Here is a 22,443-nt window from a genome sequence, read left to right as displayed (position 1 = left end):
CACTCCTTACAAAGGCCCCAGCAGGCGGACTACCAGATAGAGCACACAAACGAACAACGCCGCGTCGAACAGCGCTTCATGCCAGATCCAGCGCGCCAATGGTGTGGCTTGCACGACAAAGCGCAACAACCCGGTAAGCACCAGCGCCATCAGCACGTAGATCAGAAAAGGGCTGAGCAGCACGCCGCCCAATGCCCACTCACGCAACCCCATGGGCTTCCTCCTGCCAGCGGCACCATTTGCCCCAGCTTTTCTGCAACTGCAACACTGCCCCTTCGGCCAGGCGTAACGGGTCACTCGCCGGCAAGCGTCGTAGCGCCGCGATGAATCGCTCGCTGGCGGCATCCAGCCACTGCCCTCGGCCGGCCGCCGGCCCACTGGCCAAGACTGTTTCCAGTTGCTGCAGATATTCCCGTTCGGCATCCCCAAGCGGCGCCTGGGCGACCGCCAGGCACATGCGCAAGTGCACCAGTTCGTCGCCGATGTCCAGACCATGCAGGCCATCGTCCCAACGCTTGCGTTCGGCTTCTTGCAGCTCGCCGGCGTGCCGTGCCAATTGCATCAGGCGGTCGGCCATGCGCCCACCAAACCAGCTGTCGGCACCGCGCAGGTCACGCCGGGTCAGGCGCACCAGGTCGCTTTGGGTCGCCGCGCGCAGACGCCGCCCAAGCCAGGCCGGGTGACGGAACACCAGCAGGCGAAACGCCATGACCGCCGCACCTACGCCCACCAGCATGGCCAGGGCACTGTTGAGCATGGTCGCCACACCGAACTGCATTGCATTGAGCGGCGACACCAATACGATGAAGTGCAAGCAATAAGAAGTCGCCGTGGCGCCGGTGCGCGGGTGAGCCATACCCAGAGCACCAAAGAACAGAGGCACGCCCATGCCCAGGCACAGCAGGGCGAAACTGCTCCATTGCGGCAAGATGATCTGCCCCACCAGCAATGCCGTCGGGATCGCCAGCAGGATGCCCCGCAAGAAGCTGAGGCCGATCTGCGCACCATTTTCACGGCTGGCGAACAGGCTGCAGACCACACACGTCAGCACCAGGCCACCGGGCGCGGAAGGCCAGGCAGTGGCAAGCCAGAAACCACTCATCACCAAAAATGCCAGCGCACTGCGGGAGCCGAACAGCAACGCCAGCGACCAGTCGCGGTGGGCTGCCAGCCCCTGCGCGACATCCTTCGGCGCCCTGCCCGCTTCGACATCATCAAGTGCCTGTGAGGCAGCCATGGCGTAGTCCAGTAGCAGGGTCATGCGGGCCAGGCAAAAATGCTCGGCAGAGCTGATCTGCTCATCATGCGCGGCGTCCCAGATGCGCTGACGCAACACCAACAGGCTCGGCTGATCGGGCTTGACCAGCAGGGCGCGCACTTCTTCCAGCCACGGGCCAAGACGCAGGGCTTGCTGTTCATCCAGCTGCTGCCACTGGCGACGCACCGAACGTGAAATCCGCAGCAGTACCATCAGTTTCTGGCTCAGGCCACGAATGGCTCTGGCCCGCTGGCGCCCGCGCGGGCCCTCGAACCAGGCATGTTCGCGCTGGGTATCGATGGCAACGAGGCGCCCGAGGATCTCCAGCAGGCCTTCGCGCGCCTGGTCTTCACCGCCAAGCATGGCACTGGCGGCCTGGAACCCGCTGTGCCAGGCCTGGCGCGCCTGCCCGGCAAGCTGCTGCTCCACCCGCATCGGCCAGAGCAAGGCGCTGGTGGCCGTTGCGCAGAAGATTCCCAGGCAAATCTCAGTACAACGCGCTACCGCCTGATCGAACACTTGCAGGGGCTTGTCGATCGCGGGCAAGGCGATGATCGCTGCGGTGTAGCCGGCCAGTACGAAGGCATACGCCCAGGCGCTGCGCAGTTGGGTCGAGGCCGCGGTACACAGGGCCAGCCACAACGCCAGCGTAATGAGAAAAAGCCAGGGCGTCTGGGCGAACAGCGCCATGAACAGCACCGACATGAAGGTGCCGACCAATGTCCCGGCCAAGCGTGCAAGGCCCTTCTGTACCACCATGCCCGACAGGGGTTGAGCGACGATGAACGCGGTCATCAGCGCCCAGGAAGGCTGCTCCAGCCCCCAGCGCATGGCCAGCCACAGGGCAAGGCCGCCGCCAAGCAGGGTTTTGATGGCGAATTTGATGGCGAGGCTGCTGGGTGCGAACAGGGCCTGGAGGGTGATTGGCACGAAACGGACCTTGCGGGGGCTGATCTGGTAAACGATAGACAACGGAGGGAAGGATAATGCTGAAACGAATAATTAGCTAGCTAATCATCTTTAAAGTGCTGTCATCTCGACCATCAAGACAAAAAAAATGGGCGACCGAAGTCGCCCTAAATGCCTTGCGTGCCCGTGAAGCTGGAAGGTCAGCGCGGCTTGCGCTTGTTCGAGTCCTTCCAGATGAAAATGCCCAGACCGGCAAAGAACGCGAACATCAACCCGACCGTTACCACACCAGCGATAACCACATTGTCGAAGAACATGTCGGCCTCCCGATTCGTTTGCCGTTGTCCGATGGATGCAAGGTAACGAATAAGGGGCGCGGGGAAATTGATCGAAGTCAATGGTGCCCGGGGCCGGGCACGCGAGGCGGGTGCAGGGTTGACCTGCGTCAAGTTTCAGCGCTTCTTGGGCTTGCTCTTGGGCTTCTTTTTCTTCGCCTTGCCCAGCGGCATGGCTTGCTCGAACGCCTGACGCACTTCGTTCAGGCGCTTTTCCTTGAGGTCGTGCACGCGCTTGGCACGTTCGGCATCGAAGTCGATGAGGTTGTCTTGGCTCATGGGTGGGCTCGAGGATCAACAGAGACTTGCATGATGCAGCCAGGCGTGGGTCATGACCAGCCCCGCGGCACAGGGCCCCTAGATTTCGATATCGACCAGCAGCCCCTGGCGCGTCTGCTCGCCCATCAGCGGAGCGACCGGTACCGTGTTGTCGCCGTTGACTTCGTCACCCGGCAAGGCGCTGTAGCGCTCGTCGCCCCTCTGTTGATGACGCCGCTGCTGCCGGCGCTGCTCCTCGCGCAGCAACAGGACCTGCTCCTGCGGGTCGCGTTGCTGTTTGAGGTCGATGGCGCTCTCACCGGATGCAGGCTGCGTGGGGACTACCGGCTTGATGTCCGGGGTCGGCTTGACCGGGTCCTGTTGCGAGGTCACTGGGGCGGCACTGAGCGGAATGATCGGCGGCAGCATGAGAATTCTCCTGTGCCCACTGTATCGGCCGGTTGTCAGCCGCCTTGAGCGTTGGCGAGCAAGGTAATGCGGCCGGCGTCGGCCACGTCATGCCAGTATAGACAGCGGCTACGGCACTTCGTCATAAGGGTCTTGATCACTTGGCGGGCTGGCCTCGCTCCAGGGGCGCTTGAAGACCTGCTGCCAGACCGCGTCCATGTGCTCGCGCAGCACTGGCGCCGCGTTTTTCAGCGAGGCACTGTCCTGGCGAACGCCACCGATCGGCTCTTCGCCTGCCGGGGTGATCAACGACTGCCCGGTGATGGTGTAACTGGTCTGGCCCTCGCGCATCTCGATGGCAATGTCGTGGGGATCGATACCACCACCGCAGAACGCATGGCTGGCCACCGTCACCTCGGCGATGCCGTCTTTGTTCAGGTCGCCCACATCGCTGACATCGTTGTAAAAGTCGACATCCAGGTCCAGGCCAGGGCAGGTGGTTTCCTGCTCGATCTGCCAGCGCGGCTTGAACCCATCGCCCTCGGTGTTTCGCCCGTACAGCGTGGCCTTGAGCACCACCTTGTCGACTTCCTGCTCGGACTCGGCATCGACCGCCTGGCCATCGCTGCGGCTGAGCACCAGCAGGCCTTCACCGTCCCGGTCACGGAAATGCACGCTCTTGATCGGTGTCTGCACCCCCAGCACTTCGAGCTGCTCCACCGGGATTGCAGGCAGGCTTTCGAAGTTTTTCTGCTCGCAAGCGGCCAGCAGCACGAGGCTGCCCACGGCCAGAGAAGCGTTCAACCAGCGGTGCTTGAGCGGCATGGCGTGGGTTGCCCTCATCGGCAAGACGGTATTGTGCGATGAAACAGCTAGACTCTTGGACTTCAACTCTATGGTCCGCCGGGCCTATCCGTTAACATAGCCGGCTTTTCATCGCGGGAGTTCAGGCAGTATGGCGCAGCAGTATCAACCGGGGCAACGCTGGATCAGTGACAGCGAAGCGGAGCTCGGCCTGGGGACCATCCTGGCCCAGGATGGCCGCTTGCTGACCGTGCTCTACCCGGCCACTGGCGACACCCGCCAGTATTCCCTGCGCAATGCGCCGCTGACCCGCGTGCGCTTCTCGCCAGGTGATCAGATCACCCACTTCGAAGGCTGGAAACTGACGGTACGCGAAGTCGAGGACATCGACGGGCTGATGGTCTACCACGGCCTCGACGGCCAGAACCAGCCGCGCACCCTGCCGGAAACCCAGCTGTCGAATTTCATCCAGTTCCGCCTGGCCAGCGACCGGCTGTTCGCCGGCCAGATCGACCCATTGTCCTGGTTCAGCCTGCGCTACAACACGCTGCAGCACACCAGCAAGCAGGTCCAGTCGTCGCTGTGGGGCCTGGGTGGCTGCCGCGCGCAGCCGATCGCCCACCAGTTGCACATCGCCCGTGAAGTGGCGGACCGCAGCGCCCCGCGCGTACTGCTGGCCGACGAAGTGGGCCTGGGCAAAACCATTGAAGCGGGCCTGGTGATCCATCGCCAGTTGCTGACCGGGCGTGCCAACCGCGTGCTGATCCTGGTGCCGGAAAACCTCCAGCACCAATGGCTGGTGGAAATGCGTCGGCGCTTCAACCTGCAGGTGGCACTGTTCGACGCCGAACGTTTCATTGAAAGCGACGCCAGCAACCCGTTCGAAGACGCCCAGTTGGCGCTGGTCGCCCTGGAATGGCTGGTCGAGGATGAAAAAGCCCAGGATGCGCTGTTCGCTGCGGGCTGGGACCTGATGGTAGTCGATGAAGCCCACCACCTGGTGTGGCACGAAGACAAGGCCAGCACCGAATACAGCCTGGTCGAGCAACTGGCCCAGGTCATTCCGGGCGTACTGTTGCTCACCGCCACCCCGGAACAACTTGGTCAGGACAGTCACTTCGCGCGCCTGCGCCTGCTCGACCCCAATCGCTTCCATGACCTGGCAGCCTTCCGCGCCGAAAGCGAGCACTATCGCCCGGTGGCAGAAGCCGTCCAGGAACTGCTCGACGAAGGCCGCCTGTCGCCCAAGGCCCACGCCACCATTCAAGGTTTCCTGGGTGCCGAGGGCGACGCCCTGCTGGCCGCCGTCAGCGATGGCGACAGCCAGGCGAGCGCCCGCCTGATCCGCGAACTGCTTGACCGCCATGGCACGGGCCGCGTCCTGTTCCGTAACACCCGCGCGGCCATCCAGGGCTTCCCGGAGCGCGAACTGCACCCCTACCCGCTGCCAATGCCAGAACAATACCGCGACCTGCCAGCCGGCGAGCACGCCGAGCTGTACCCGGAAGTCGCGTTCCAGGCCCAAGGTGAAGTCGGCGACGACGAGCGCTGGTGGCGTTTCGACCCTCGCGTCGACTGGCTGATCGACACGCTGAAGATGCTCAAGCGCACCAAGGTCCTGGTGATCTGCGCCCACGCCGAAACCGCCATGGACCTGGAAGACGCCCTGCGCGTGCGCTCCGGCATTCCGGCCTCGGTTTTCCATGAAGGCATGAGCATCCTTGAGCGCGACCGCGCCGCAGCCTACTTCGCCGACGAAGAGTTCGGCGCCCAGGTGCTGATCTGCTCCGAGATCGGCAGTGAAGGGCGCAACTTCCAGTTCGCCCACCACCTGGTGATGTTCGACCTGCCGGCCCACCCCGACCTGCTTGAGCAGCGCATCGGCCGCCTCGACCGGATCGGTCAGAAGCACGTCATCCAGCTGCACATCCCTTACCTGCAGGAAAGCCCGCAAGAGCGCCTGTTCCAGTGGTACCACGAAGCACTCAACGCCTTCCTCAACACCTGCCCGACCGGCAACGCCCTGCAGCACACGTTCGGCCCACGCCTACTGCCGATGCTCGAAGGCGGGGACAGCAAGCAATGGGATGGCCTGGTAGCAGAAGCCAAAGGCGAGCGTGAACGCCTGGAAGCAGAACTGCACAGCGGCCGCGACCGCCTGCTGGAGCTCAACTCCGGCGGTGCTGGCGAAGGCCAGGCGCTGGTCCAGGACATCCTTGAGCAGGACGACCAGTTCGCACTGCCGATCTACATGGAAACCCTGTTCGACGCCTTCGGCATCGACAGCGAAGACCACTCGGAGAACGCCCTGATCCTCAAGCCGAGCGAGAAGATGCTCGACGCCAGCTTCCCGCTGGGCGATGACGAAGGCGTCACCATCACCTACGACCGTGGCCAGGCGCTGTCGCGCGAGGACATGCAGTTCCTCACCTGGGAACACCCGATGGTGCAGGGCGGCATGGACCTGGTGCTGTCCGGCTCGATGGGCAACACCGCCGTCGCGCTGATCAAGAACAAGGCGCTCAAGCCTGGCACCGTGCTGCTGGAGCTGCTGTTCGTCAGCGAGGTGGTTGCGCCGCGCAGCCTGCAGTTGGGCCGCTACCTGCCGCCTGCGGCGCTGCGCTGCCTGCTCGATGCCAACGGCAACGACCTGGCCTCGCGCGTGGCCTTCGAAACGCTCAACGAGCAACTCGAAAGCGTGCCTCGGGCCAGTGCCAACAAGTTCGTGCAGGCCCAGCGCGACGTGCTGGCCAAGCGCATCAGTGGCGGTGAAGCCAAGATCATGCCGACCCACGTCGAGCGCGTGGCAGAGGCGCAACGCCGCTTGGCCGCCGAAGCGGACGAAGAACTGGCGCGTCTGACCGCTCTGAAAGCCGTGAACCCAAGCGTACGCGACAGCGAAATCGACGCCCTGCGCAAGCAGCGTGAAGATGGCTTGGCGATGCTCGAAAAGGCAGCGCTGCGCCTGGAGGCCATCCGCGTGCTGGTGGCTGGCTAAGCCTGACCGCAGGGAGCGGGAGGTGCCAGCGCACCTCCCGCTCCTTTATACCTCTGCGTTATCGACCTCATAACCAAATCGTTGCAATCAAAGAGCCATTACCCCGGAAGGTTTAATCACCGGTTCCTATACTCCTTTGTGGATAGTCTCCTGGGGATTGAATGGAGACCCGTGCGAACTCGACCATGGGGCACGCAATGGAATGGCTGGGACTGCAACTGTTCTCCGATGTGCCGGCTAGCGGCAGCATCGTCATCGACTGCCGTCATGAACCACTACTGATCCTGATCGCCTTCGCGGTGGCCAGCGCTGCCTGCTTCGCCACCCTGGACATGGCCGAGCGCCAGTCACACAGCGAACAACCGGCTGCACAGAGGCAATGGCGCATGCTGGGTGCCTGCTGCCTGGCCGGGGGTATCTGGGCGATGCATTTCATCAGCATGCTGGCGTTCAGGGCGCCGCTGGAGCTGCACTACGATGCACCGCTGACCGGCCTTTCGCTGCTGATTGCCCTGGGTGCGGCCTGGATGGCGATGACCAGCCTCGATCGCGAGCGCATGGGCCCACAGCATTACCTGCAAAGCGCCCTGCTGATCGGCCTGGGCATCCTGCTGATGCACTTCGTCGGCATGGCGGCGTTGCAGACCGGGGCCAAGCAGTACTACCAAACCGAGCTGTTGCTGGCCAGCACCGCCATCGCCCTGCTGACCAGCCTGGCCGCACTGCTGATAGCCCGATACTTCCGCAACGGCAGCGGTACGGTGCACCAAGCCCTGAAATATGGCGCGAGCCTGCTCATGGCCGGCGGCATCGTGGCTACCCATTTCACCGCCATGGCCGCCATGACGCTGGTCATTCCTGCCGACACCGCCCTGCGCTTGCCATCCGCCGACAACAGCCTGCAACTGGGCCTGACGGTGGCTTTCATCACCCTGCTGATCAGCGCAAGCAGCATCAGCGCTGCCTTGGCCGACAAAAAGCTGCAGAGCAAGGAACACGACCTGCGCAGGGTGAATATGCTGCTCAGCCAACTGGACCAGGCGCGCGCCTCTTTGCAGCAGGCCGCTCACTACGATGCACTGACCAGCCTGGTCAACCGGCGAGGCTTCAATCAGGTGTTCGCCGAACGCCTGGCCGAACAGGACCCCGAAGAGCATCGCCTGGCGGTGATGTTTCTCGATATCGATCATTTCAAACGGATCAACGACAGCCTCGGCCATGACGCCGGCGACCAATTGCTCAAGGTGATCGCCAGCCATATCAAAGCAGCCACACGCAGCCACGACCTGGTGGCACGCTTCGGCGGCGACGAGTTCTGCGTGGTGACCAGCCTCAATGGGCCTGACGAAGCACGCCACCTGGCACAGCGCATCATGCAGCGCATGAAGGACCCCATCGACCTGGGCGGGCGGCGCATGGTCATGACCACCAGCATCGGCGTCAGCATTTACCCCGACGACGGCCTCACCGCTGAAGAGCTGCTCAAGCATGCCGACCTTGCCCTGTATCAATCCAAGGGCAGCGGGCGCAACAGCCTGCATTTTTTCAACAGCAGCCTGAAAAACCGCGCCACCCTTGAACTGCAACTGGAAGAAGAACTGCGCATCGCCTTGCTTGAAGAACGTGGGCTGCGCGTGCATTACCAGCCCATCTATCACCTGGGCACCGGCCAGGTCGCCAAGCTTGAAGCGCTGGTGCGCTGGCAGCATCCGCAGCATGGGTTGCTGAGCCCGGACCGCTTCATCGGCATTGCCGAAGCCAACGGCCTGATCGTCGACCTGGACCTCTGGGTACTACGCCACGCCTGCGATGACCTGGCGCAGTTGCACCGCCATGGCTTCACCGACCTCAAGCTCACGGTCAACTGCTCAGCGGTGACCCTGGGCCATGACGGCTTGCCCAAAGAAGTGGAAATGGCCCTGTTCCAGGCGGGGCTGGCCCCTCGACACCTGGAACTCGAGGTCACCGAGAATGCCCTGATGGGCGACATCCAGCGCACGCTCAGCCTGCTCAAGCGAATCCGTGGCCAGGGTGTCAGCCTTTCGATCGATGACTTCGGCACGGGGTACTCGTCACTGGCTTACCTCAAGCGCCTGCCTCTGGACGTCCTCAAGATCGACCGCAGCTTTCTTCAGGACGTGCCGGCCAGCCTGAAAGACCGTGAAATCGTACAGGCGATCATCGCCATGGCCCATACCCTGCATCTTCAGGTGGTCAGCGAGGGTGTAGAAACCGTCGAGCAGCACGAGTTTCTGGCCGCCAACGGCTGCGACTACCTGCAGGGCTACCTGCTCAGCCGGCCGGTACCGCTGGCCGAACTGCGGCCGATCCTGGAGCGGCTCGACCGCCAGGAAGCCGCCGTCAGCGCGTGTTGCGATACAGCTCTACCAGGGTCGCCGGATCTTTTTGCAGATACCCCTGGCTACCGTGCAAGCGCATCAATTGCGCGGCGAGGGCACTGAGCGGGGTGGCCGCGCCCTGCTCCCGGGACAGCTTGACCGCCCCATCGAGGTCTTTGAGCAACGTGCGCACGTGCCATTTGACCGGTTCGAAGCGGCGCTCGGCCATCTGCGGGGCCAGGATCTGTAGCGGCTTGGAGTCGGCAAAACCACCGGCCAGGGCTTGGGCGATGAGCGTCGCGTCCACGCCTGACTGCTCGGCCAACGCCACCACTTCGGCAATCACCAAGGCGTTGCAGGCCACGATCATCTGATTGCAGGCTTTGGTCACCTGCCCCGCCCCCACCCCGCCCATGTGCGTGACCCGCTGTCCAAGGGTAAGCAATACCGGGCGCGCTCGCTCCAGGTCGGCAGCCTCGCCGCCGACCATGATCGCCAAGGTGCCGGCCTCGGCGCCCGGCGTGCCACCGGACACGGGTGCATCCAGCCAAGCCATGCCGCACAAGGCGGCCAGCTCGGCAGCCATCTCGCGGGTGGCGGTCGGCTCAAGGCTGGACAAGTCGATCAGCAGTTGCCCACTGCGCCCACCCTGGGCGATACCTCGCTCGCCGAAAACCACCTCGCGTACCACCGCCGTATCCGCCAGGCACAGCAGCACCATGTCACTGCCCCGGCACAACGCCGCAGGATCTGCAGCCTGCCGGGCGCCAGCTGCGACCAGCTCGGCACACTTCTCCGGGCTGCGGTTCCAGACGGTCAGCGGGTAACCTGCGGCCAACAGGCGCCGACACATGGGCAGCCCCATCAGACCGATCCCGGCGAATCCAAGCGAAGGCAGTTCAGTGCTCATAACGACTCCTGGCAAATCCAATGGTTATCCGGGCCTTATCAGGCCCCATTACGCATCCCGTAAACTGTTACCGCCACGCCGAATTGTTACCTACCTCTACCCCAGCTGAACGCTGCCGAGCACCATAATGGGGCACCTGCGCATTTTTACGCACCAAAATCAACCAGCAGACTTCGCGCTCTTCACTTGAATCAGGATGAACGGCGAAACCACCACTGCCCATATCTCTGGATCGCGGGTTTGCAGGTCGAGCGCCTGGTCGGCCGAGACAGGGCCCACAGTGCCATCATCCCGCCATTTGGCGAACATCTCGCTGCGATTCTCAGCCATCACTTCGGCAACCGCTATCAGGTCCAGCCCAGGGTCGACCCAAATCAGGTCACCCTTTGCCCAGAAACGCTCCAAAGCTTTCCACTCGATAGTTGCCGTCTCGCCGAGCAATTTGGCATAGAGGGTGCTTGTTTGATCAGTCATGGGTGTTTACCGCAAATATCAGCCAATAAAAAAGGTCGGCATTTTTGCAGAAAAACCCGGTTTCAAATATGTAATTTGGTCGATTGGCCCAGAACTTGTGGGGTTGGGCCAAAGATGCAGGCAATCTAATGGCGCCTTTCTGTATCTTTGTGTCGACCATGCGACAACCCGCGAAACAGGCGCTTTTCGCCCGCTTTTCAAGCGCTCGGGCAGCGCTCTACACTGTACCGGTACAGTTCCGGGACATGTTCCGGGGGAAGGTGGGCATGCAGTATGGCGTGGCCATACCGCAAATCCCGCCCGGTCTGTAGCCCTGGCCGCCAGGACTATAAGAATTACAACAGAATGAGTGGAGCACTATGATCAAGATTTCCAAGCTGTTCGCCGCAATGGTACTGGCCGGGGTAGCCAGCCATTCGTTTGCCGCCGATACCATCAAGATCGGCATCGCCGGTCCCAAGACGGGTCCTGTGACCCAATACGGCGACATGCAGTTCATCGGCGCGAAACAGGCCATCAAGGACATCAACGCCAAAGGTGGCGTCGATGGCAAAATGCTTGAAGCCAAGGAATACGACGACGCTTGCGATCCTAAACAGGCCGTGGCCGTCGCCAACAAAGTGGTCAACGACGGCGTCAAGTTCGTCATCGGCCACCTGTGCTCCAGCTCCACCCAGCCAGCGTCCGACATCTACGAAGACGAAGGCGTGATCATGATCACCCCGGCCGCCACCTCGCCGGAAATCACCGCCCGTGGCTACAAGCTGATCTTCCGCACCATCGGCCTGGACAGCGCCCAAGGCCCGGCCGCCGGCAACTACATCGCCGACTACGTGAAGCCTAAGGTCGTTGCAGTGCTGCACGACAAGCAGCAGTACGGTGAAGGCATTGCCACTGCCGTCAAGCAGACTCTGGAAAGCAAAGGCACCAAGGTTGCCGTCTTCGAAGGCCTGAACGCCGGTGACAAGGACTTCTCCTCGATCATCCAGAAGCTCAAGCAGAACAACGTCGACTTCGTCTACTACGGCGGCTACCACCCAGAGCTGGGCCTGATCCTGCGCCAGGCGAAGGAAAAAGGCCTGGACGCCAAGTTCATGGGCCCAGAGGGCGTGGGTAACGACTCGATCTCGCAGATCGCCCAGAACGCCTCCGAAGGCCTGCTGGTCACCCTGCCGAAGTCGTTCGACGCCGACCCTGAGAACAAGGCCATCGTCGACGCCATCAAGGCTGACAAGAAGGACCCGAGCGGTCCATTCGTGTTCCCGGCCTACTCCGCCGTGGAGCTGATCGCCAAAGGCATCGAGGCCGCCAAGTCCGAAGACACCGACAAGGTGGCAGACGCCATCCACGCCGGCTCCTTCAAGACCCCGACCGGCACGCTGTCGTTCGACGAAAAAGGCGACCTGAAAGACTTCAAGTTCGTGGTCTACGAATGGCACTTCGGCAAGCCGAAGACCGAAGTCTCCCCTCAATAACTGCGTGACTAAATAGCTGACCGTAAAAGCCCACTGTGCGAGCAGTGGGCTTTGTTTTACGAGGTTCATGGACCTGACTCCCGCGATCCGGGGGCCGGTTCACCTGAAAATCTTAAAACCGTCACTCGCGGTTTCCTGGCCTACCCCTGCCAGCGAAATGCAAATCAGGTTTTTAGGAGCGCTGTAATGCCTGAGATCTACCATTTCTTCCAACAACTGGTTAATGGATTGACCATCGGCAGCACCTATGCCTTGATCGCCATCGGTTACACGATGGTGTACGGCATCATTGGCATGATCAACTTCGCCCATGGCGAGGTGTACATGATCGGGTCCTACGTGGCCTTCATCGCCCTCGCAGGGCTGGCCATGATGGGTATCCATTCGCTACCGATCCTGATGACCGTTGCCTTCGTCGCGACGATCTTCGTCACCAGCGCCTATGGCTACAGCATCGAACGGGTTGCCTACCGCCCCCTGCGCAACAGCAACCGTCTGATCCCGCTGATTTCCGCCATCGGCATGTCGATTTTCCTGCAGAACACTGTGCTGCTTTCGCAGGATTCCAAGGACAAATCCATCCCCAACCTGATCCCCGGGAGCTTCTCCTTCGGGCCGGGCGGTGCTGAAGAAGTCCTGATCAGCTACATGCAGATCCTGGTATTCGTGGTCACCCTGGTGGCCATGACCCTGCTGACCCTGTTCATCTCCCGCTCTCGCCTGGGACGCGCCTGCCGCGCCTGCGCCGAGGACATCAAGATGGCCAACCTGCTGGGCATCAACACCAACAACATCATCGCCCTGACCTTCGTCATCGGTGCCGCGCTGGCGGCGGTGGCGGCTGTGCTGCTGAGCATGCAGTACGGCGTGATCAACCCCAACGCCGGTTTCCTGGTGGGCCTGAAGGCCTTCACCGCGGCGGTATTGGGCGGCATCGGCAGCATTCCGGGCGCGATGCTCGGTGGCCTGGTGCTGGGCGTGGCCGAAGCCTTTGGCGCCGACATCTTTGGCGACCAGTACAAGGACGTGGTGGCATTCGGCTTGTTGGTTCTTGTCCTGCTGTTCCGGCCGACCGGCATCCTCGGCCGCCCGGAGGTTGAAAAAGTATGAACAGAAATCTCAAACAGGCGTTCTTCAGCGCCTTGCTGGTGTGGGCCGTGGCCTTCCCGGTGCTGGGCCTGAAACTGAGCATCGATGGCATCAGCCTGGTGGTGCATACCCAGGGCTCGTTCACCATCGGTATCATCGCCGCCTGCTCGGTGCTGATGTTCCTGCGTGTGCTGTTCGACAGGCAGTGGAGCTCGGTGATGGGCCGCCGCTCGGATCGCAAGCTGATCTCGCCGGCGGTAAGCAATTTCCTGACGTTGCCCAAGACGCAGCGCTGGATCATCATCGGCCTGATCGTGGTGGCGCTGGTGTGGCCGTTCTTCGGCTCGCGCGGAGCCGTCGACATCGCCACGCTGATCCTGATCTACGTGTTGCTGGGCCTGGGCCTGAACATCGTGGTCGGCCTGGCGGGCCTGCTGGACCTGGGTTACGTCGGCTTCTACGCTGTCGGCGCCTACAGCTACGCGATGCTGTCGCACTATCTGGGCTGGAGCTTCTGGGTATGCCTGCCGATCGCCGGCCTGATGGCCGCCACCTTCGGCTTCCTGCTCGGTTTCCCGGTGCTGCGCCTGCGCGGTGACTACCTGGCGATCGTGACCCTGGGCTTTGGCGAGATCATCCGCCTGTTCCTGCGCAACCTGACCGACTGGACCGGCGGCCCCAACGGCATCAGCAACATCCCCAAACCGGAACTCTTCGGCCTGACCTTCGAGCGCCGGGCCGCCGAGGGGATGCAGACCTTCCACGAGTACTTCGGGCTGCCGTACAACTCGATCAACAAGGTCATCTTCCTCTACCTGGTGGCACTGCTGCTGGCCCTGTTGGCGCTGTTCGTCATCAATCGCCTGCTGCGCATGCCGATCGGGCGAGCCTGGGAAGCGCTGCGTGAAGACGAGATCGCCTGTCGTGCGTTGGGCCTGAACCCGACCGTGATCAAGCTCTCGGCATTCACCCTGGGCGCCTGCTTCGCCGGTTTCGCCGGCAGCTTCTTCGCCGCCCGCCAAGGGTTGGTGACACCTGAGTCGTTCACGTTCATCGAGTCGGCGATCATCCTCGCCATCGTCGTGCTTGGCGGCATGGGCTCACAACTGGGCGTGATCCTCGCGGCCATCGTGATGATCCTGCTGCCTGAGCTGATGCGTGAGTTCAGCGAATACCGGATGCTGATGTTCGGTGCGCTGATGGTGTTGATGATGATCTGGCGTCCGCAAGGCTTGCTGCCTATGCAACGTCCACACATGGAGCTGCGTCGATGAGCCGCGAAATTCTGCAAGTCAGCGGCCTGAGCATGCGCTTCGGCGGCTTGTTGGCGGTCAACGGCGTGGGCCTGACCGTCAAGGAAAAACAGGTGGTGGCGCTGATCGGCCCGAACGGCGCCGGCAAGACCACGGTGTTCAACTGCCTGACGGGTTTCTACAAACCCAGCGGCGGCACCATTCTGCTCGATGGCCAGCCGATCCAGGGGCTGGCCGGCCACCAGATCGCCCGCAAGGGCGTGGTGCGGACCTTCCAGAATGTGCGCCTGTTCAAAGAGATGACCGCGCTGGAAAACCTGCTGATCGCCCAGCACCGCCACCTCAACACCAACTTCTTGGCCGGCCTGTTCAAGACCCCAAGCTTCCGCCGCAGCGAGAAAGAGGCCTTGGAGCGTGCGCAGTACTGGCTGGAGAAGGTCAACCTGACCGAGTTCGCCAACCGTAGCGCCGGCACCCTCGCCTACGGCCAGCAACGCCGCCTGGAAATCGCCCGCTGCATGATGACCCAGCCTCGGATCATCATGCTCGACGAGCCGGCAGCGGGCCTGAACCCCAAGGAAACCGAGGATCTCAAAGCGCTGATCGCTTATCTGCGAGAGTCGCACGATGTCACCGTGCTGCTGATCGAACACGACATGAAGCTGGTGATGAGCATTTCCGACCATATTGTCGTCATCAACCAGGGCACGCCCCTGGCAAACGGCACACCGGAGGAAATTCGCGACAACCCTGACGTGATCAAAGCTTACCTGGGGGAAGCGTAAATGCTGAAGTTCGAGAACGTCTCCACCTTCTACGGCAAGATCCAGGCTTTGCATAGCGTCAACGTCGAGATCAATCAGGGTGAAATCGTCACCTTGATCGGTGCCAACGGCGCGGGCAAGTCGACCCTGCTGATGACCCTGTGCGGCTCGCCCCAGGCGCACAGCGGCAGCATCAAGTACCTGGGTGAGGAGCTGGTCGGCCAGCCTTCTTCGCACATCATGCGCAAGAGCATCGCCGTGGTCCCGGAAGGGCGCCGGGTGTTCGCCCGCCTGACCGTCGAGGAAAACCTCGCCATGGGTGGCTTCTTCACCGACAAGGGCGACTATCAGGAGCAACTGGACAAAGTCCTGCAACTGTTCCCGAGGTTGAAAGAGCGTTATGTGCAGCGCGGCGGCACCATGTCCGGCGGCGAGCAGCAGATGCTGGCCATCGGCCGGGCGCTGATGAGCAAGCCCAAGCTGCTGCTGCTCGACGAGCCCTCGCTGGGCCTGGCGCCGATCATCATTCAGCAGATCTTCGACATCATCGAACAGTTGCGCCGCGATGGCGTGACGGTGTTTCTGGTGGAACAGAACGCCAACCAGGCGTTGAAAGTCGCTGATCGGGCCTATGTGCTGGAGAATGGCCGGGTTGTCATGCAGGGCACGGGAGAGGCGCTGCTGACCGACCCGAAAGTGCGTGACGCCTACCTCGGCGGTTGACGCTGTCAGTTAGCGTTTCGGGGCTGCTACGCAGCCCATCGCCGGCAAGCCGGCTCCCACCTCGACCGCGCAGTTCTTCAGGCCTGCGCGTTACCCGTTCAAGCCGGCTCCCGCAGTTACAGCGCAACGCTCGAAAATTGCGCGGTCCCAGTGGGAGCCGGCTTGCCGGCGATGGGCCGCAACGCGGCCCCAAATCGCTCACCTGAATGGCATCAGGGCTTCAAGCCATTTTCTGCCTGATGCAGATGCACCGCCCGTACCCACCTCTTGTGATCGGCGCCTGGCATGCGTACCGTGGCCTGCACTTCATGCAAGCATCCCGGAGCCCCGCCCCATGCGCCTCACCCCTTCCCTCGTACTCACCGCCCTGCTGCCACTGTTCGCCGGCTGCCAGATGCTGGCCGCGCCACCAAGCGACCCGAACATCGGCACTACACGCATGCAGGGCGAGTTGAGCGCCGGTGGCGGCCAGTTGCTGTTCAAGCCCTGCAACGAAGCCCGCCGGTTCGTGATCAAGGATGTCGCCGGCACCGGCATTTTGCAGGAAGCCGCGAACCTGGCAGACGCCGCCGGTGACAAACTGTTCGCCGATGTGCGCGGGCGCCTCACCGGCAGCAAGCAGGCCGACAACGACGGTCAGCTCGAGGTGCGCACCCTGTACCGCCTGGATCCGTCCACCCGCGCCTGCGAAGACCCCAACTTCAAGCAACTGACCCTGCGCGCCAGCGGCCATGAGCCCGAGTGGGACGTCAAGGCCAGTGGCAAAGGCATGGTGATCAACCGCATTGGCAAGGAACCATTGCCGCTGCCCTTCCTGGAAGAGGAAGTGCCCGGCGGCGGCCTGACCCTGACCAGCGAAGCCAACGGCCAGCATGTGGAACTGTGGGCTGCCCCGCAGCGTTGCGTCGATACTGCCACCGGTGCCGTGCACCACCTGCGTGCCGAGCTGCGCATCGATGGCCAGACCCTCCAGGGCTGCGGCTACTACGGTGGTGCACGCGACAACTGATCGCCGGGCACTTTTATCCTGCCAGTCAGGGCGGCGAACAGCTTATACTTGGCGGTTTGTGTAAAGCCGCCGGCCGCCCATGGCCGGGATACTGGACCCTGCCATGCTACGAATCACCGAACTGAAGCTGCCCCTGGACCATCCCGACGAAGCGCTGCGCGAAGCCATTGTTCAGCGCTTGGGCATCCGTGATGAGCAACTGCTCAGCTTCAACCTGTTCAAGCGCAGCTACGATGCGCGCAAGAAGAACAGCGAACTGCTGTTCATCTACACCATCGACCTTGAAACCAGCAACGAAGCGGAGCTGCTGGGCAAGTTCGCTGACGACCGCAACATCACCGTCGCGCCGGATGTCACCTACAAGTTCGTTGGCCACGCACCGGCCGACCTGCAGGAGCGCCCGATCGTGGTCGGCTTCGGCCCGTGCGGCATCTTCGCCGGCCTGCTGCTGGCCCAGATGGGCTTCAAGCCGATCATCCTCGAGCGTGGCAAGGAAGTGCGCCAGCGCACCAAGGACACCTGGGGCCTGTGGCGCAAGAGCGTGCTCAACCCCGAGTCCAACGTACAATTCGGCGAAGGCGGTGCCGGGACCTTCTCCGACGGCAAGCTGTACAGCCAGATCAAGGACCCGCTTCACCATGGCCGCAAGGTACTGGAGGAGTTCGTCAAAGCCGGTGCGCCGGACGAAATCCTCTACATCAACAAGCCGCATATCGGTACTTTCCGCCTGACCGGCATGGTCGAGCAGATGCGCCAGGACATCATCGCCCTGGGCGGCGAAGTGCGCTTCCAGGAGAAGGTCACCGACCTGTTGCTCGACGATGGCCAACTGAGCGGCGTGGTGCTGGAGAGCGGCGAGCAGTTGCAGTCGCGCCATGTGGTGCTTGCCCTGGGCCACAGCGCCCGCGATACCTTCCGCATGCTGCACGGCAAAGGCGTGTTCATGGAGGCCAAGCCGTTCTCGGTGGGCTTCCGTATCGAGCACCCGCAAACACTGATCGACAAGGCGCGCCTTGGCAAATATGCCGGCCACCCGAAATTGGGTGCCGCTGACTACAAGCTGGTGTACCACGCCAAGAACGGCCGCTCTGTGTACAGCTTCTGCATGTGCCCGGGCGGCACCGTGGTCGCAGCCACCAGCGAACCAGGCCGCGTCGTTACCAATGGCATGAGCCAGTATTCGCGTAACGAGCGCAACGCCAACTCCGGCATCGTGGTCGGTATCGACCCTGAGCGCGATTACCCGGGCGGCCCGCTGGCCGGTATCGAACTGCAGGAGCGCCTGGAAGCGCACGCCTACGTGATGGGCGGCAGCAACTATCAGGCACCGGCGCAGCTGGTCGGCGACTTCGTGGCAGGCAAACCCTCCACCGCGCTGGGTAGCGTCGAGCCGTCCTACAAGCCGGGCGTGACCTTGGGTGACCTGGCGCCAAGTTTGCCGGCTTTCGCCATCGAGGCAATCCGCGAGGCGCTGCCAGCCTTCGATCGACAGATCAAAGGCTACAACCTGCATGACGCTGTGCTCACCGGGATCGAGACACGTACCTCCTCGCCGCTGCGCATTACCCGCGGCACGGATTACCAGAGCCTGAACGTGAAGGGGCTGTTCCCTGCAGGTGAGGGTGCCGGGTATGCCGGGGGCATCCTCTCGGCGGGCGTTGATGGCATTCGCATTGCCGAGGCCGTGGCGCGGGACATCCTCGGGCTGTAAGCCGCCAGCGCCTACCCCAGCATGAAGCCTGGAGCCGGATTGCCAGCGACAGGGCCAGGACAGGCCAATAAAAAACCCCGAACGGGCCTGCCCAGTTCGGGGTTTTGTTTTTGCCGCAATCAGTGCGTAACGCGGCTGGTACCGTCGACTGTCATGATGCGCACACGATCACCGACGCGGAAGATTTCGTTCTCCTGCACGGCCTGCACGTAGGCGCGCATGCTGCCATCGTCCTCACGCACGGTAATTTCGACACCTTGGGTGCGGGTGATACCTTCCTCGGCAGCGGAACCCGCCAGGCCACCCGCCACGGCGCCGATTACCGCAGCAACGATACTGCCACGGCCACCACCAATGGCACTGCCGGCAACACCACCGACGATTGCGCCTGCACCGCCGCCGATTGGGGTTTTGGTGCCTTCGATCTTGACCGGACGCAGGGACTCGATGGTCCCCATGCGCACGGTCTGCACGCGACGGGCCTCATCACGGGAGTAGCTGTCGCCGGTCAGGCTGGAAGCACAGCCGCCCAACAGCAACGACAGGGTGGTGAACGTCGCCACCAGCAAAGCGGATTTACGCATGGGTAAAGTCTCCATAAGTCAGGTGTCCATTAGACGCTGCACTTCGACGGCTGTCACGGTAGCAAAGCCATAAAAAATATTTCCGTTCAGCTACGGTACAGCCTCCGAGCCGGGCCTGGACATCTAGACAGAAGATAGTCAGGGTTTACTGCATTGAAGTACTAACGGCATGCTGGGGCTGCCAAGCAGCCCCCCGCACCCTACGGCGCCAGGCGCTCGCGCAGCCACTGGCCATCGACCCACCGATAGTTCAGCCGATCATGCAGCCGGCTCGCCCGTCCCTGCCAGAACTCGATGCGCTCCGGCAGCACGCGGTAGCCTCCCCAATGCTCGGGGCAGTGTGGCTGGGTGTTGCAGAACCGCGCTTCAGTGGCCTTCACCAGCCCTTCTAGCGCCTCGCGACTGGCAATCACCCGGCTTTGCGGTGAAGCCCATGCGCCAAGGCGGCTACCCAGCGGACGGACCTGGTAATAGTCATCCGACTCTTGGGGCGTAACCTTTTCCACACGCCCTTCGATGCGCACCTGACGCTCCAGCGCCGGCCAGAAAAAGGTCATGGCAGCGTAGGGGTTGGCCAGCAGTTGCTGGCCCTTGGCGCTGTCGTAGTTGGTAAAGAAGGTGAAGCCGCGGTCATCGAGCCCCTTGAGCAGCAATACACGGCAATGGGGACGGCCATCACCGTCGACCGTGGCGAGCGTCATGGCATTGGCCTCCACCGGGGGCTGCTCGGTCTTCACCGCATCGGCGAACCACTGGTGGAACAAAGCGAACGGCTCCCCCGGCGCCTGGGCTTCAGCCAGGCCATCACGGGTGTAGTCGCGGCGCATATCGGCCAGGGATTGGGTCATGGCTGCGTTTCCTTGACGATCAGTTGGTCTTCGCAGGGCTATTGGCGGCTACTTTTTTCTCGGCGGTAGCTTTCTTGGCCGCGGGCTTGGCCGGCGCGGCTTTCTTTTTAGCGGCGGTTTTGGTCGATGCCTTGGCTTTGGCTACAGGCTTCTTCGCAGCAGGTTTGGCCGCTGCCTTGGCGGCTGGCTTGGTCTCGGCTGGCTTGGTGGCAGGTGCCTTGGTGTCCTGGACAGCTACCATCGTGCTCGGTGCCGGCGCTGGCCGCTGATACTTGGCCATCAAAGCAAGCATGGTGTTCTGCGGGGTCAGCAGCATCTCCACGCGGCGGTTCAGGGCACGGCCTTCAACGCTGTCGTTCGCTGCCCGCGGCATTTCCGAACCCATGCCCTTGAGGGACAGGCGGTCACGGTTCAAACCGCTCAAGCGGAAAATCGCCGACACCGAAGCGGCGCGCTCCAGGCTGAGCTTCTGGTTGGTAGCCGCAGCACCGCTGGTGTCGGCGTGGCCAAGCACCAGCACGGCAGTCTTGGGATCGCCCTCGACCGCCTTGGCCACACGGGTAATCGGGCCCAGGCTCATGGGCAGCAGCATGTTCGGACGATCCGGGTTGTAGGAGCTGTCAGCCGGGAGGGTCACCACCAGCACATTCTCGCGGCGCTCCAACTCCAGCTTGCTGTCCTTGATCGCTTCACGCAGCTTTGGCTCGTACTGATCGAGCCAGGCCTGAGTGGCTTTTTCGTCAATTTTTGGCACAACCGGGCCCTTGGCCTGCTTGTCGTCACCGCCAAATGGCCACCACCAGCGGCTGGCGCTCTCGGACTTGGCATCGGCCTTGGCGACTTTTTCGGTAACGGCCTGCTTCACTTCCTGCTCGGCGACCTCGTCCGAACCGAATGGCCACCAGTTGCTGAGGCCGCCCTTGGAGGCATCCTGGGAATGGCTGGCGCAGCCGGTCATGGCGGTCAGGCACAGGGCGAGAGCTAAGGTTTTATGTGAAGACATCAGCGATACACCATGAAATAGAAAGAAATTTTGCCCACACACTCGAGGCGTTGGCATTGAGGATAGTCAAAGGGATTGCGCAATACCCGCGTTACCCGATCAAAGGCAAGTGCCAAGGACACGCACCAGTTGCTGGGCCCTGGGATCCATGAGCACGTAAGGGCCGAGGGTATTGACCACGAAACCGAAAGCAACGTCGTGCTCGGGGTCGGCAAAACCGACCGAACCCCCTGCGCCGGGATGGCCAAAGGCCCGCGCCCCCAGGCCGAAAGTGGCGTTGGCCACGGCGGGCTGGTCCAGCATGCAGCCAAGGCCGAAGCGCGTCTTGGTCAGCAGGGTGCGATCCTCGCCGATGCTGTGTTCACGCGTCAGTTCATCGAGCAGCTCGGACTCGAGCAGGCTGCCGTCGAGCAGGCCGGCGTAGAAACCCGCCAGGCTACGGGCATTGCCGTGGCCATTGGCCGCCGGTTGCTGCATGCGGCGCCACTCAGGCTTGTTGGTACTGGTGAGGATGGCCGGCGGGTTGGTGAACGCACGGGTAGACAACGCCTCGGGCTCACGCATGGTCACCTGCAGCAGGCGCTGGGCGGCGGCATCGCCGGCGTTGCCCTTGCCGCGCGCAATATGCGCCACACGGTGGAATTCATCGTCCGCCAGGCCTACGTGGAAGTCGAGCCCCAGCGGCCGCGCGGTACGCGCCACGATCGACTCCCCTGGGCCACGGCCATCGGCGCGGCGGATCAACTCGCCGATCAGCCAGCCGTAGGTGATGGCGGCATAGCCATGCGCGGTACCCGGCGCCCACCAAGGCGTCTCGGCGGCCAGTGCATCGACCATGGTTTGCCAGTCATACAGGGCCTCTGCTGGCAGCAGCTCGCGGATAGCGGGCAAACCCGCCCTGTGGCTGAGCAGTTGGCGCAGGGTGACGCTCTCCTTGCCTGCCTGGGCAAACTCTGGCCAATAGCGCGCCACCGGTGCATCCAGCGCCAGCTTGCCCTCACCGACCAGCTGCAGCGCCGTGACGGCAGTGAACGTCTTGGTGCAGGAGAACAGATTGGCGAGGGTATCGCTGTGCCAGGCCTGCTGGCCGTCTTTGTCGGCACTGCCCGCCCAAAGGTCGATTACCGTCTCGCCACCGACTTGAATGCACAGCGCGGCGCCGCGCTCCTGAGGATCATCGAACAATGCCGCGAACGCTTCGCGCACTGCCTCGAACTTCAGCTCATAGTGACCCTGGATCTGCACCCGCTCGTTCTCCGTTCGACCTTGCCGAAAAAGGGGGCATTGTTTC

The 22,443-nt window shown here is 62.7% G+C and carries 21 protein-coding genes; 9 read left to right on the top strand and 12 right to left on the bottom strand.

Annotated features, from left to right (window positions below):
- Window positions 1–6: 6 nt before the first annotated feature.
- The 6 genes from OSW16_RS05970 to OSW16_RS05950 form a co-directional block, all read right to left on the bottom strand.
- Complete coding sequence (locus tag OSW16_RS05970) at window positions 7–213, bottom strand: DUF1656 domain-containing protein (RefSeq protein ID WP_241804917.1); 207 nt, start codon at window positions 211–213, stop codon at window positions 7–9.
- The gene (locus OSW16_RS05965) at window positions 200–2,188 is read right to left on the bottom strand and encodes an FUSC family protein (RefSeq protein ID WP_267821492.1); all 1,989 of its coding nucleotides are present in this window, start codon (window positions 2,186–2,188) and stop codon (window positions 200–202) included. Before OSW16_RS05965 ends, OSW16_RS05970 begins: the two co-directional genes overlap by 14 nt.
- 179 nt (window positions 2,189–2,367) lie before the next feature.
- The gene (ccoM, locus tag OSW16_RS26920; RefSeq protein WP_008097462.1) at window positions 2,368–2,484 is read right to left on the bottom strand and encodes a cytochrome c oxidase subunit CcoM; all 117 of its coding nucleotides are present in this window, start codon (window positions 2,482–2,484) and stop codon (window positions 2,368–2,370) included.
- Between the two features lie 135 nt (window positions 2,485–2,619).
- Complete coding sequence (locus tag OSW16_RS05960; protein ID WP_012313081.1) at window positions 2,620–2,781, bottom strand: hypothetical protein; 162 nt, start codon at window positions 2,779–2,781, stop codon at window positions 2,620–2,622.
- Window positions 2,782–2,859: 78 nt separating this feature from the next.
- Complete coding sequence (locus OSW16_RS05955; RefSeq protein WP_241804915.1) at window positions 2,860–3,189, bottom strand: aspartate-semialdehyde dehydrogenase; 330 nt, start codon at window positions 3,187–3,189, stop codon at window positions 2,860–2,862.
- A 108-nt stretch (window positions 3,190–3,297) separates the two neighbouring features.
- Entirely contained in the window at window positions 3,298–3,993 is a 696-nt protein-coding gene (locus OSW16_RS05950; RefSeq protein ID WP_241804933.1) for a M949_RS01915 family surface polysaccharide biosynthesis protein, read from the bottom strand.
- Window positions 3,994–4,123: 130 nt separating this feature from the next.
- Here OSW16_RS05950 and rapA point away from each other — a divergent pair, with 130 nt between their 5' ends.
- Together rapA and OSW16_RS05940 are read left to right on the top strand one after the other, a co-directional pair.
- Window positions 4,124–6,970 (top strand): RNA polymerase-associated protein RapA, encoded by a 2,847-nt coding sequence (gene rapA, locus OSW16_RS05945; RefSeq protein WP_267821490.1) that lies wholly within the window; start codon window positions 4,124–4,126, stop codon window positions 6,968–6,970.
- A gap of 197 nt (window positions 6,971–7,167) precedes the next feature.
- Entirely contained in the window at window positions 7,168–9,432 is a 2,265-nt protein-coding gene (locus OSW16_RS05940) for a putative bifunctional diguanylate cyclase/phosphodiesterase (RefSeq protein WP_267821488.1), read from the top strand.
- On the opposite strand, the gene OSW16_RS05935 is transcribed toward OSW16_RS05940, so the two are convergent.
- Window positions 9,332–10,219: an NAD(P)-dependent oxidoreductase gene (locus tag OSW16_RS05935; protein WP_267821486.1), complete on the bottom strand. Its 888-nt coding sequence runs from the start codon at window positions 10,217–10,219 to the stop codon at window positions 9,332–9,334. The genes OSW16_RS05940 and OSW16_RS05935 overlap by 101 nt on opposite strands.
- Before the next feature lie 159 nt (window positions 10,220–10,378).
- Window positions 10,379–10,693 carry a DUF2288 domain-containing protein gene (locus OSW16_RS05930; RefSeq protein ID WP_267821483.1) on the bottom strand — a complete coding sequence of 105 codons (315 nt, stop codon included), beginning with the start codon at window positions 10,691–10,693 and terminating at the stop codon, window positions 10,379–10,381.
- A 359-nt stretch (window positions 10,694–11,052) separates the two neighbouring features.
- Between OSW16_RS05930 and OSW16_RS05925 the strand changes: the two genes are divergently transcribed.
- The 7 genes from OSW16_RS05925 to OSW16_RS05895 all read left to right on the top strand — a co-directional run bounded on the left by OSW16_RS05925 (window position 11,053) and on the right by OSW16_RS05895 (window position 18,717).
- Window positions 11,053–12,168, top strand: a complete 1,116-nt coding sequence (locus OSW16_RS05925) for a branched-chain amino acid ABC transporter substrate-binding protein (protein WP_267821481.1) — start codon at window positions 11,053–11,055, stop codon at window positions 12,166–12,168.
- Window positions 12,169–12,354: 186 nt separating this feature from the next.
- Complete coding sequence (gene livH, locus OSW16_RS05920) at window positions 12,355–13,278, top strand: high-affinity branched-chain amino acid ABC transporter permease LivH (protein ID WP_008097482.1); 924 nt, start codon at window positions 12,355–12,357, stop codon at window positions 13,276–13,278.
- Window positions 13,275–14,531, top strand: a complete 1,257-nt coding sequence (locus OSW16_RS05915; RefSeq protein ID WP_267821479.1) for a high-affinity branched-chain amino acid ABC transporter permease LivM — start codon at window positions 13,275–13,277, stop codon at window positions 14,529–14,531. The genes livH and OSW16_RS05915 overlap by 4 nt, the downstream gene beginning before the upstream one ends.
- The gene (gene livG, locus OSW16_RS05910; protein ID WP_267821477.1) at window positions 14,528–15,295 is read left to right on the top strand and encodes a high-affinity branched-chain amino acid ABC transporter ATP-binding protein LivG; all 768 of its coding nucleotides are present in this window, start codon (window positions 14,528–14,530) and stop codon (window positions 15,293–15,295) included. The genes OSW16_RS05915 and livG overlap by 4 nt, the downstream gene beginning before the upstream one ends.
- Entirely contained in the window at window positions 15,296–15,997 is a 702-nt protein-coding gene (locus OSW16_RS05905; protein ID WP_012313071.1) for an ABC transporter ATP-binding protein, read from the top strand.
- A gap of 334 nt (window positions 15,998–16,331) precedes the next feature.
- Entirely contained in the window at window positions 16,332–17,006 is a 675-nt protein-coding gene (locus tag OSW16_RS05900) for a COG3650 family protein (protein WP_267821475.1), read from the top strand.
- Between the two features lie 103 nt (window positions 17,007–17,109).
- Window positions 17,110–18,717, top strand: a complete 1,608-nt coding sequence (locus OSW16_RS05895) for an NAD(P)/FAD-dependent oxidoreductase (RefSeq protein ID WP_267821473.1) — start codon at window positions 17,110–17,112, stop codon at window positions 18,715–18,717.
- A 119-nt stretch (window positions 18,718–18,836) separates the two neighbouring features.
- Here the strand turns inward: OSW16_RS05895 and OSW16_RS05890 are convergent, their stop codons facing one another.
- The 4 genes from OSW16_RS05890 to OSW16_RS05875 form a co-directional block, all read right to left on the bottom strand.
- Window positions 18,837–19,301, bottom strand: a complete 465-nt coding sequence (locus OSW16_RS05890) for a glycine zipper 2TM domain-containing protein (protein WP_267821471.1) — start codon at window positions 19,299–19,301, stop codon at window positions 18,837–18,839.
- Between the two features lie 200 nt (window positions 19,302–19,501).
- On the bottom strand, window positions 19,502–20,149 hold the full coding sequence (gene pdxH, locus OSW16_RS05885; RefSeq protein ID WP_241804904.1) for a pyridoxamine 5'-phosphate oxidase: 648 nt from the start codon (window positions 20,147–20,149) through the stop codon (window positions 19,502–19,504).
- A 19-nt stretch (window positions 20,150–20,168) separates the two neighbouring features.
- Window positions 20,169–21,152: an OmpA family protein gene (locus tag OSW16_RS05880; protein WP_267821468.1), complete on the bottom strand. Its 984-nt coding sequence runs from the start codon at window positions 21,150–21,152 to the stop codon at window positions 20,169–20,171.
- Window positions 21,153–21,251: 99 nt separating this feature from the next.
- On the bottom strand, window positions 21,252–22,397 hold the full coding sequence (locus OSW16_RS05875; protein WP_267821466.1) for a serine hydrolase domain-containing protein: 1,146 nt from the start codon (window positions 22,395–22,397) through the stop codon (window positions 21,252–21,254).
- Between the last annotated feature and the right edge of the window lie 46 nt (window positions 22,398–22,443).

It is taken from the genome of Pseudomonas putida (assembly GCF_026625125.1).
GTDB lineage: Bacteria > Pseudomonadota > Gammaproteobacteria > Pseudomonadales > Pseudomonadaceae > Aquipseudomonas > Aquipseudomonas putida_X.
This window is presented reverse-complemented; position numbering and strand designations above follow the sequence as displayed.

What these genes read in the sequence shown, in the direction of transcription:
- OSW16_RS05970 (WP_241804917.1), bottom strand. Translation starts at nt 213, where the DNA reads ATGGGGTTGCGTGAGTGGGCATTGGGCGGCGTGCTGCTCAGCCCTTTT.
- ccoM (WP_008097462.1), bottom strand. Translation starts at nt 2,484, where the DNA reads ATGTTCTTCGACAATGTGGTTATCGCTGGTGTGGTAACGGTCGGGTTG.
- OSW16_RS05960 (WP_012313081.1), bottom strand. Translation starts at nt 2,781, where the DNA reads ATGAGCCAAGACAACCTCATCGACTTCGATGCCGAACGTGCCAAGCGC.
- OSW16_RS05955 (WP_241804915.1), bottom strand. Translation starts at nt 3,189, where the DNA reads ATGCTGCCGCCGATCATTCCGCTCAGTGCCGCCCCAGTGACCTCGCAA.
- OSW16_RS05950 (WP_241804933.1), bottom strand. Translation starts at nt 3,993, where the DNA reads ATGCCGCTCAAGCACCGCTGGTTGAACGCTTCTCTGGCCGTGGGCAGC.
- rapA (WP_267821490.1), top strand. Translation starts at nt 4,124, where the DNA reads ATGGCGCAGCAGTATCAACCGGGGCAACGCTGGATCAGTGACAGCGAA.
- OSW16_RS05940 (WP_267821488.1), top strand. Translation starts at nt 7,168, where the DNA reads ATGGAATGGCTGGGACTGCAACTGTTCTCCGATGTGCCGGCTAGCGGC.
- OSW16_RS05935 (WP_267821486.1), bottom strand. Translation starts at nt 10,219, where the DNA reads ATGAGCACTGAACTGCCTTCGCTTGGATTCGCCGGGATCGGTCTGATG.
- OSW16_RS05930 (WP_267821483.1), bottom strand. Translation starts at nt 10,693, where the DNA reads ATGACTGATCAAACAAGCACCCTCTATGCCAAATTGCTCGGCGAGACG.
- OSW16_RS05925 (WP_267821481.1), top strand. Translation starts at nt 11,053, where the DNA reads ATGATCAAGATTTCCAAGCTGTTCGCCGCAATGGTACTGGCCGGGGTA.
- livH (WP_008097482.1), top strand. Translation starts at nt 12,355, where the DNA reads ATGCCTGAGATCTACCATTTCTTCCAACAACTGGTTAATGGATTGACC.
- OSW16_RS05915 (WP_267821479.1), top strand. Translation starts at nt 13,275, where the DNA reads ATGAACAGAAATCTCAAACAGGCGTTCTTCAGCGCCTTGCTGGTGTGG.
- livG (WP_267821477.1), top strand. Translation starts at nt 14,528, where the DNA reads ATGAGCCGCGAAATTCTGCAAGTCAGCGGCCTGAGCATGCGCTTCGGC.
- OSW16_RS05905 (WP_012313071.1), top strand. Translation starts at nt 15,296, where the DNA reads ATGCTGAAGTTCGAGAACGTCTCCACCTTCTACGGCAAGATCCAGGCT.
- OSW16_RS05900 (WP_267821475.1), top strand. Translation starts at nt 16,332, where the DNA reads ATGCGCCTCACCCCTTCCCTCGTACTCACCGCCCTGCTGCCACTGTTC.
- OSW16_RS05895 (WP_267821473.1), top strand. Translation starts at nt 17,110, where the DNA reads ATGCTACGAATCACCGAACTGAAGCTGCCCCTGGACCATCCCGACGAA.
- OSW16_RS05890 (WP_267821471.1), bottom strand. Translation starts at nt 19,301, where the DNA reads ATGCGTAAATCCGCTTTGCTGGTGGCGACGTTCACCACCCTGTCGTTG.
- pdxH (WP_241804904.1), bottom strand. Translation starts at nt 20,149, where the DNA reads ATGACCCAATCCCTGGCCGATATGCGCCGCGACTACACCCGTGATGGC.
- OSW16_RS05880 (WP_267821468.1), bottom strand. Translation starts at nt 21,152, where the DNA reads ATGTCTTCACATAAAACCTTAGCTCTCGCCCTGTGCCTGACCGCCATG.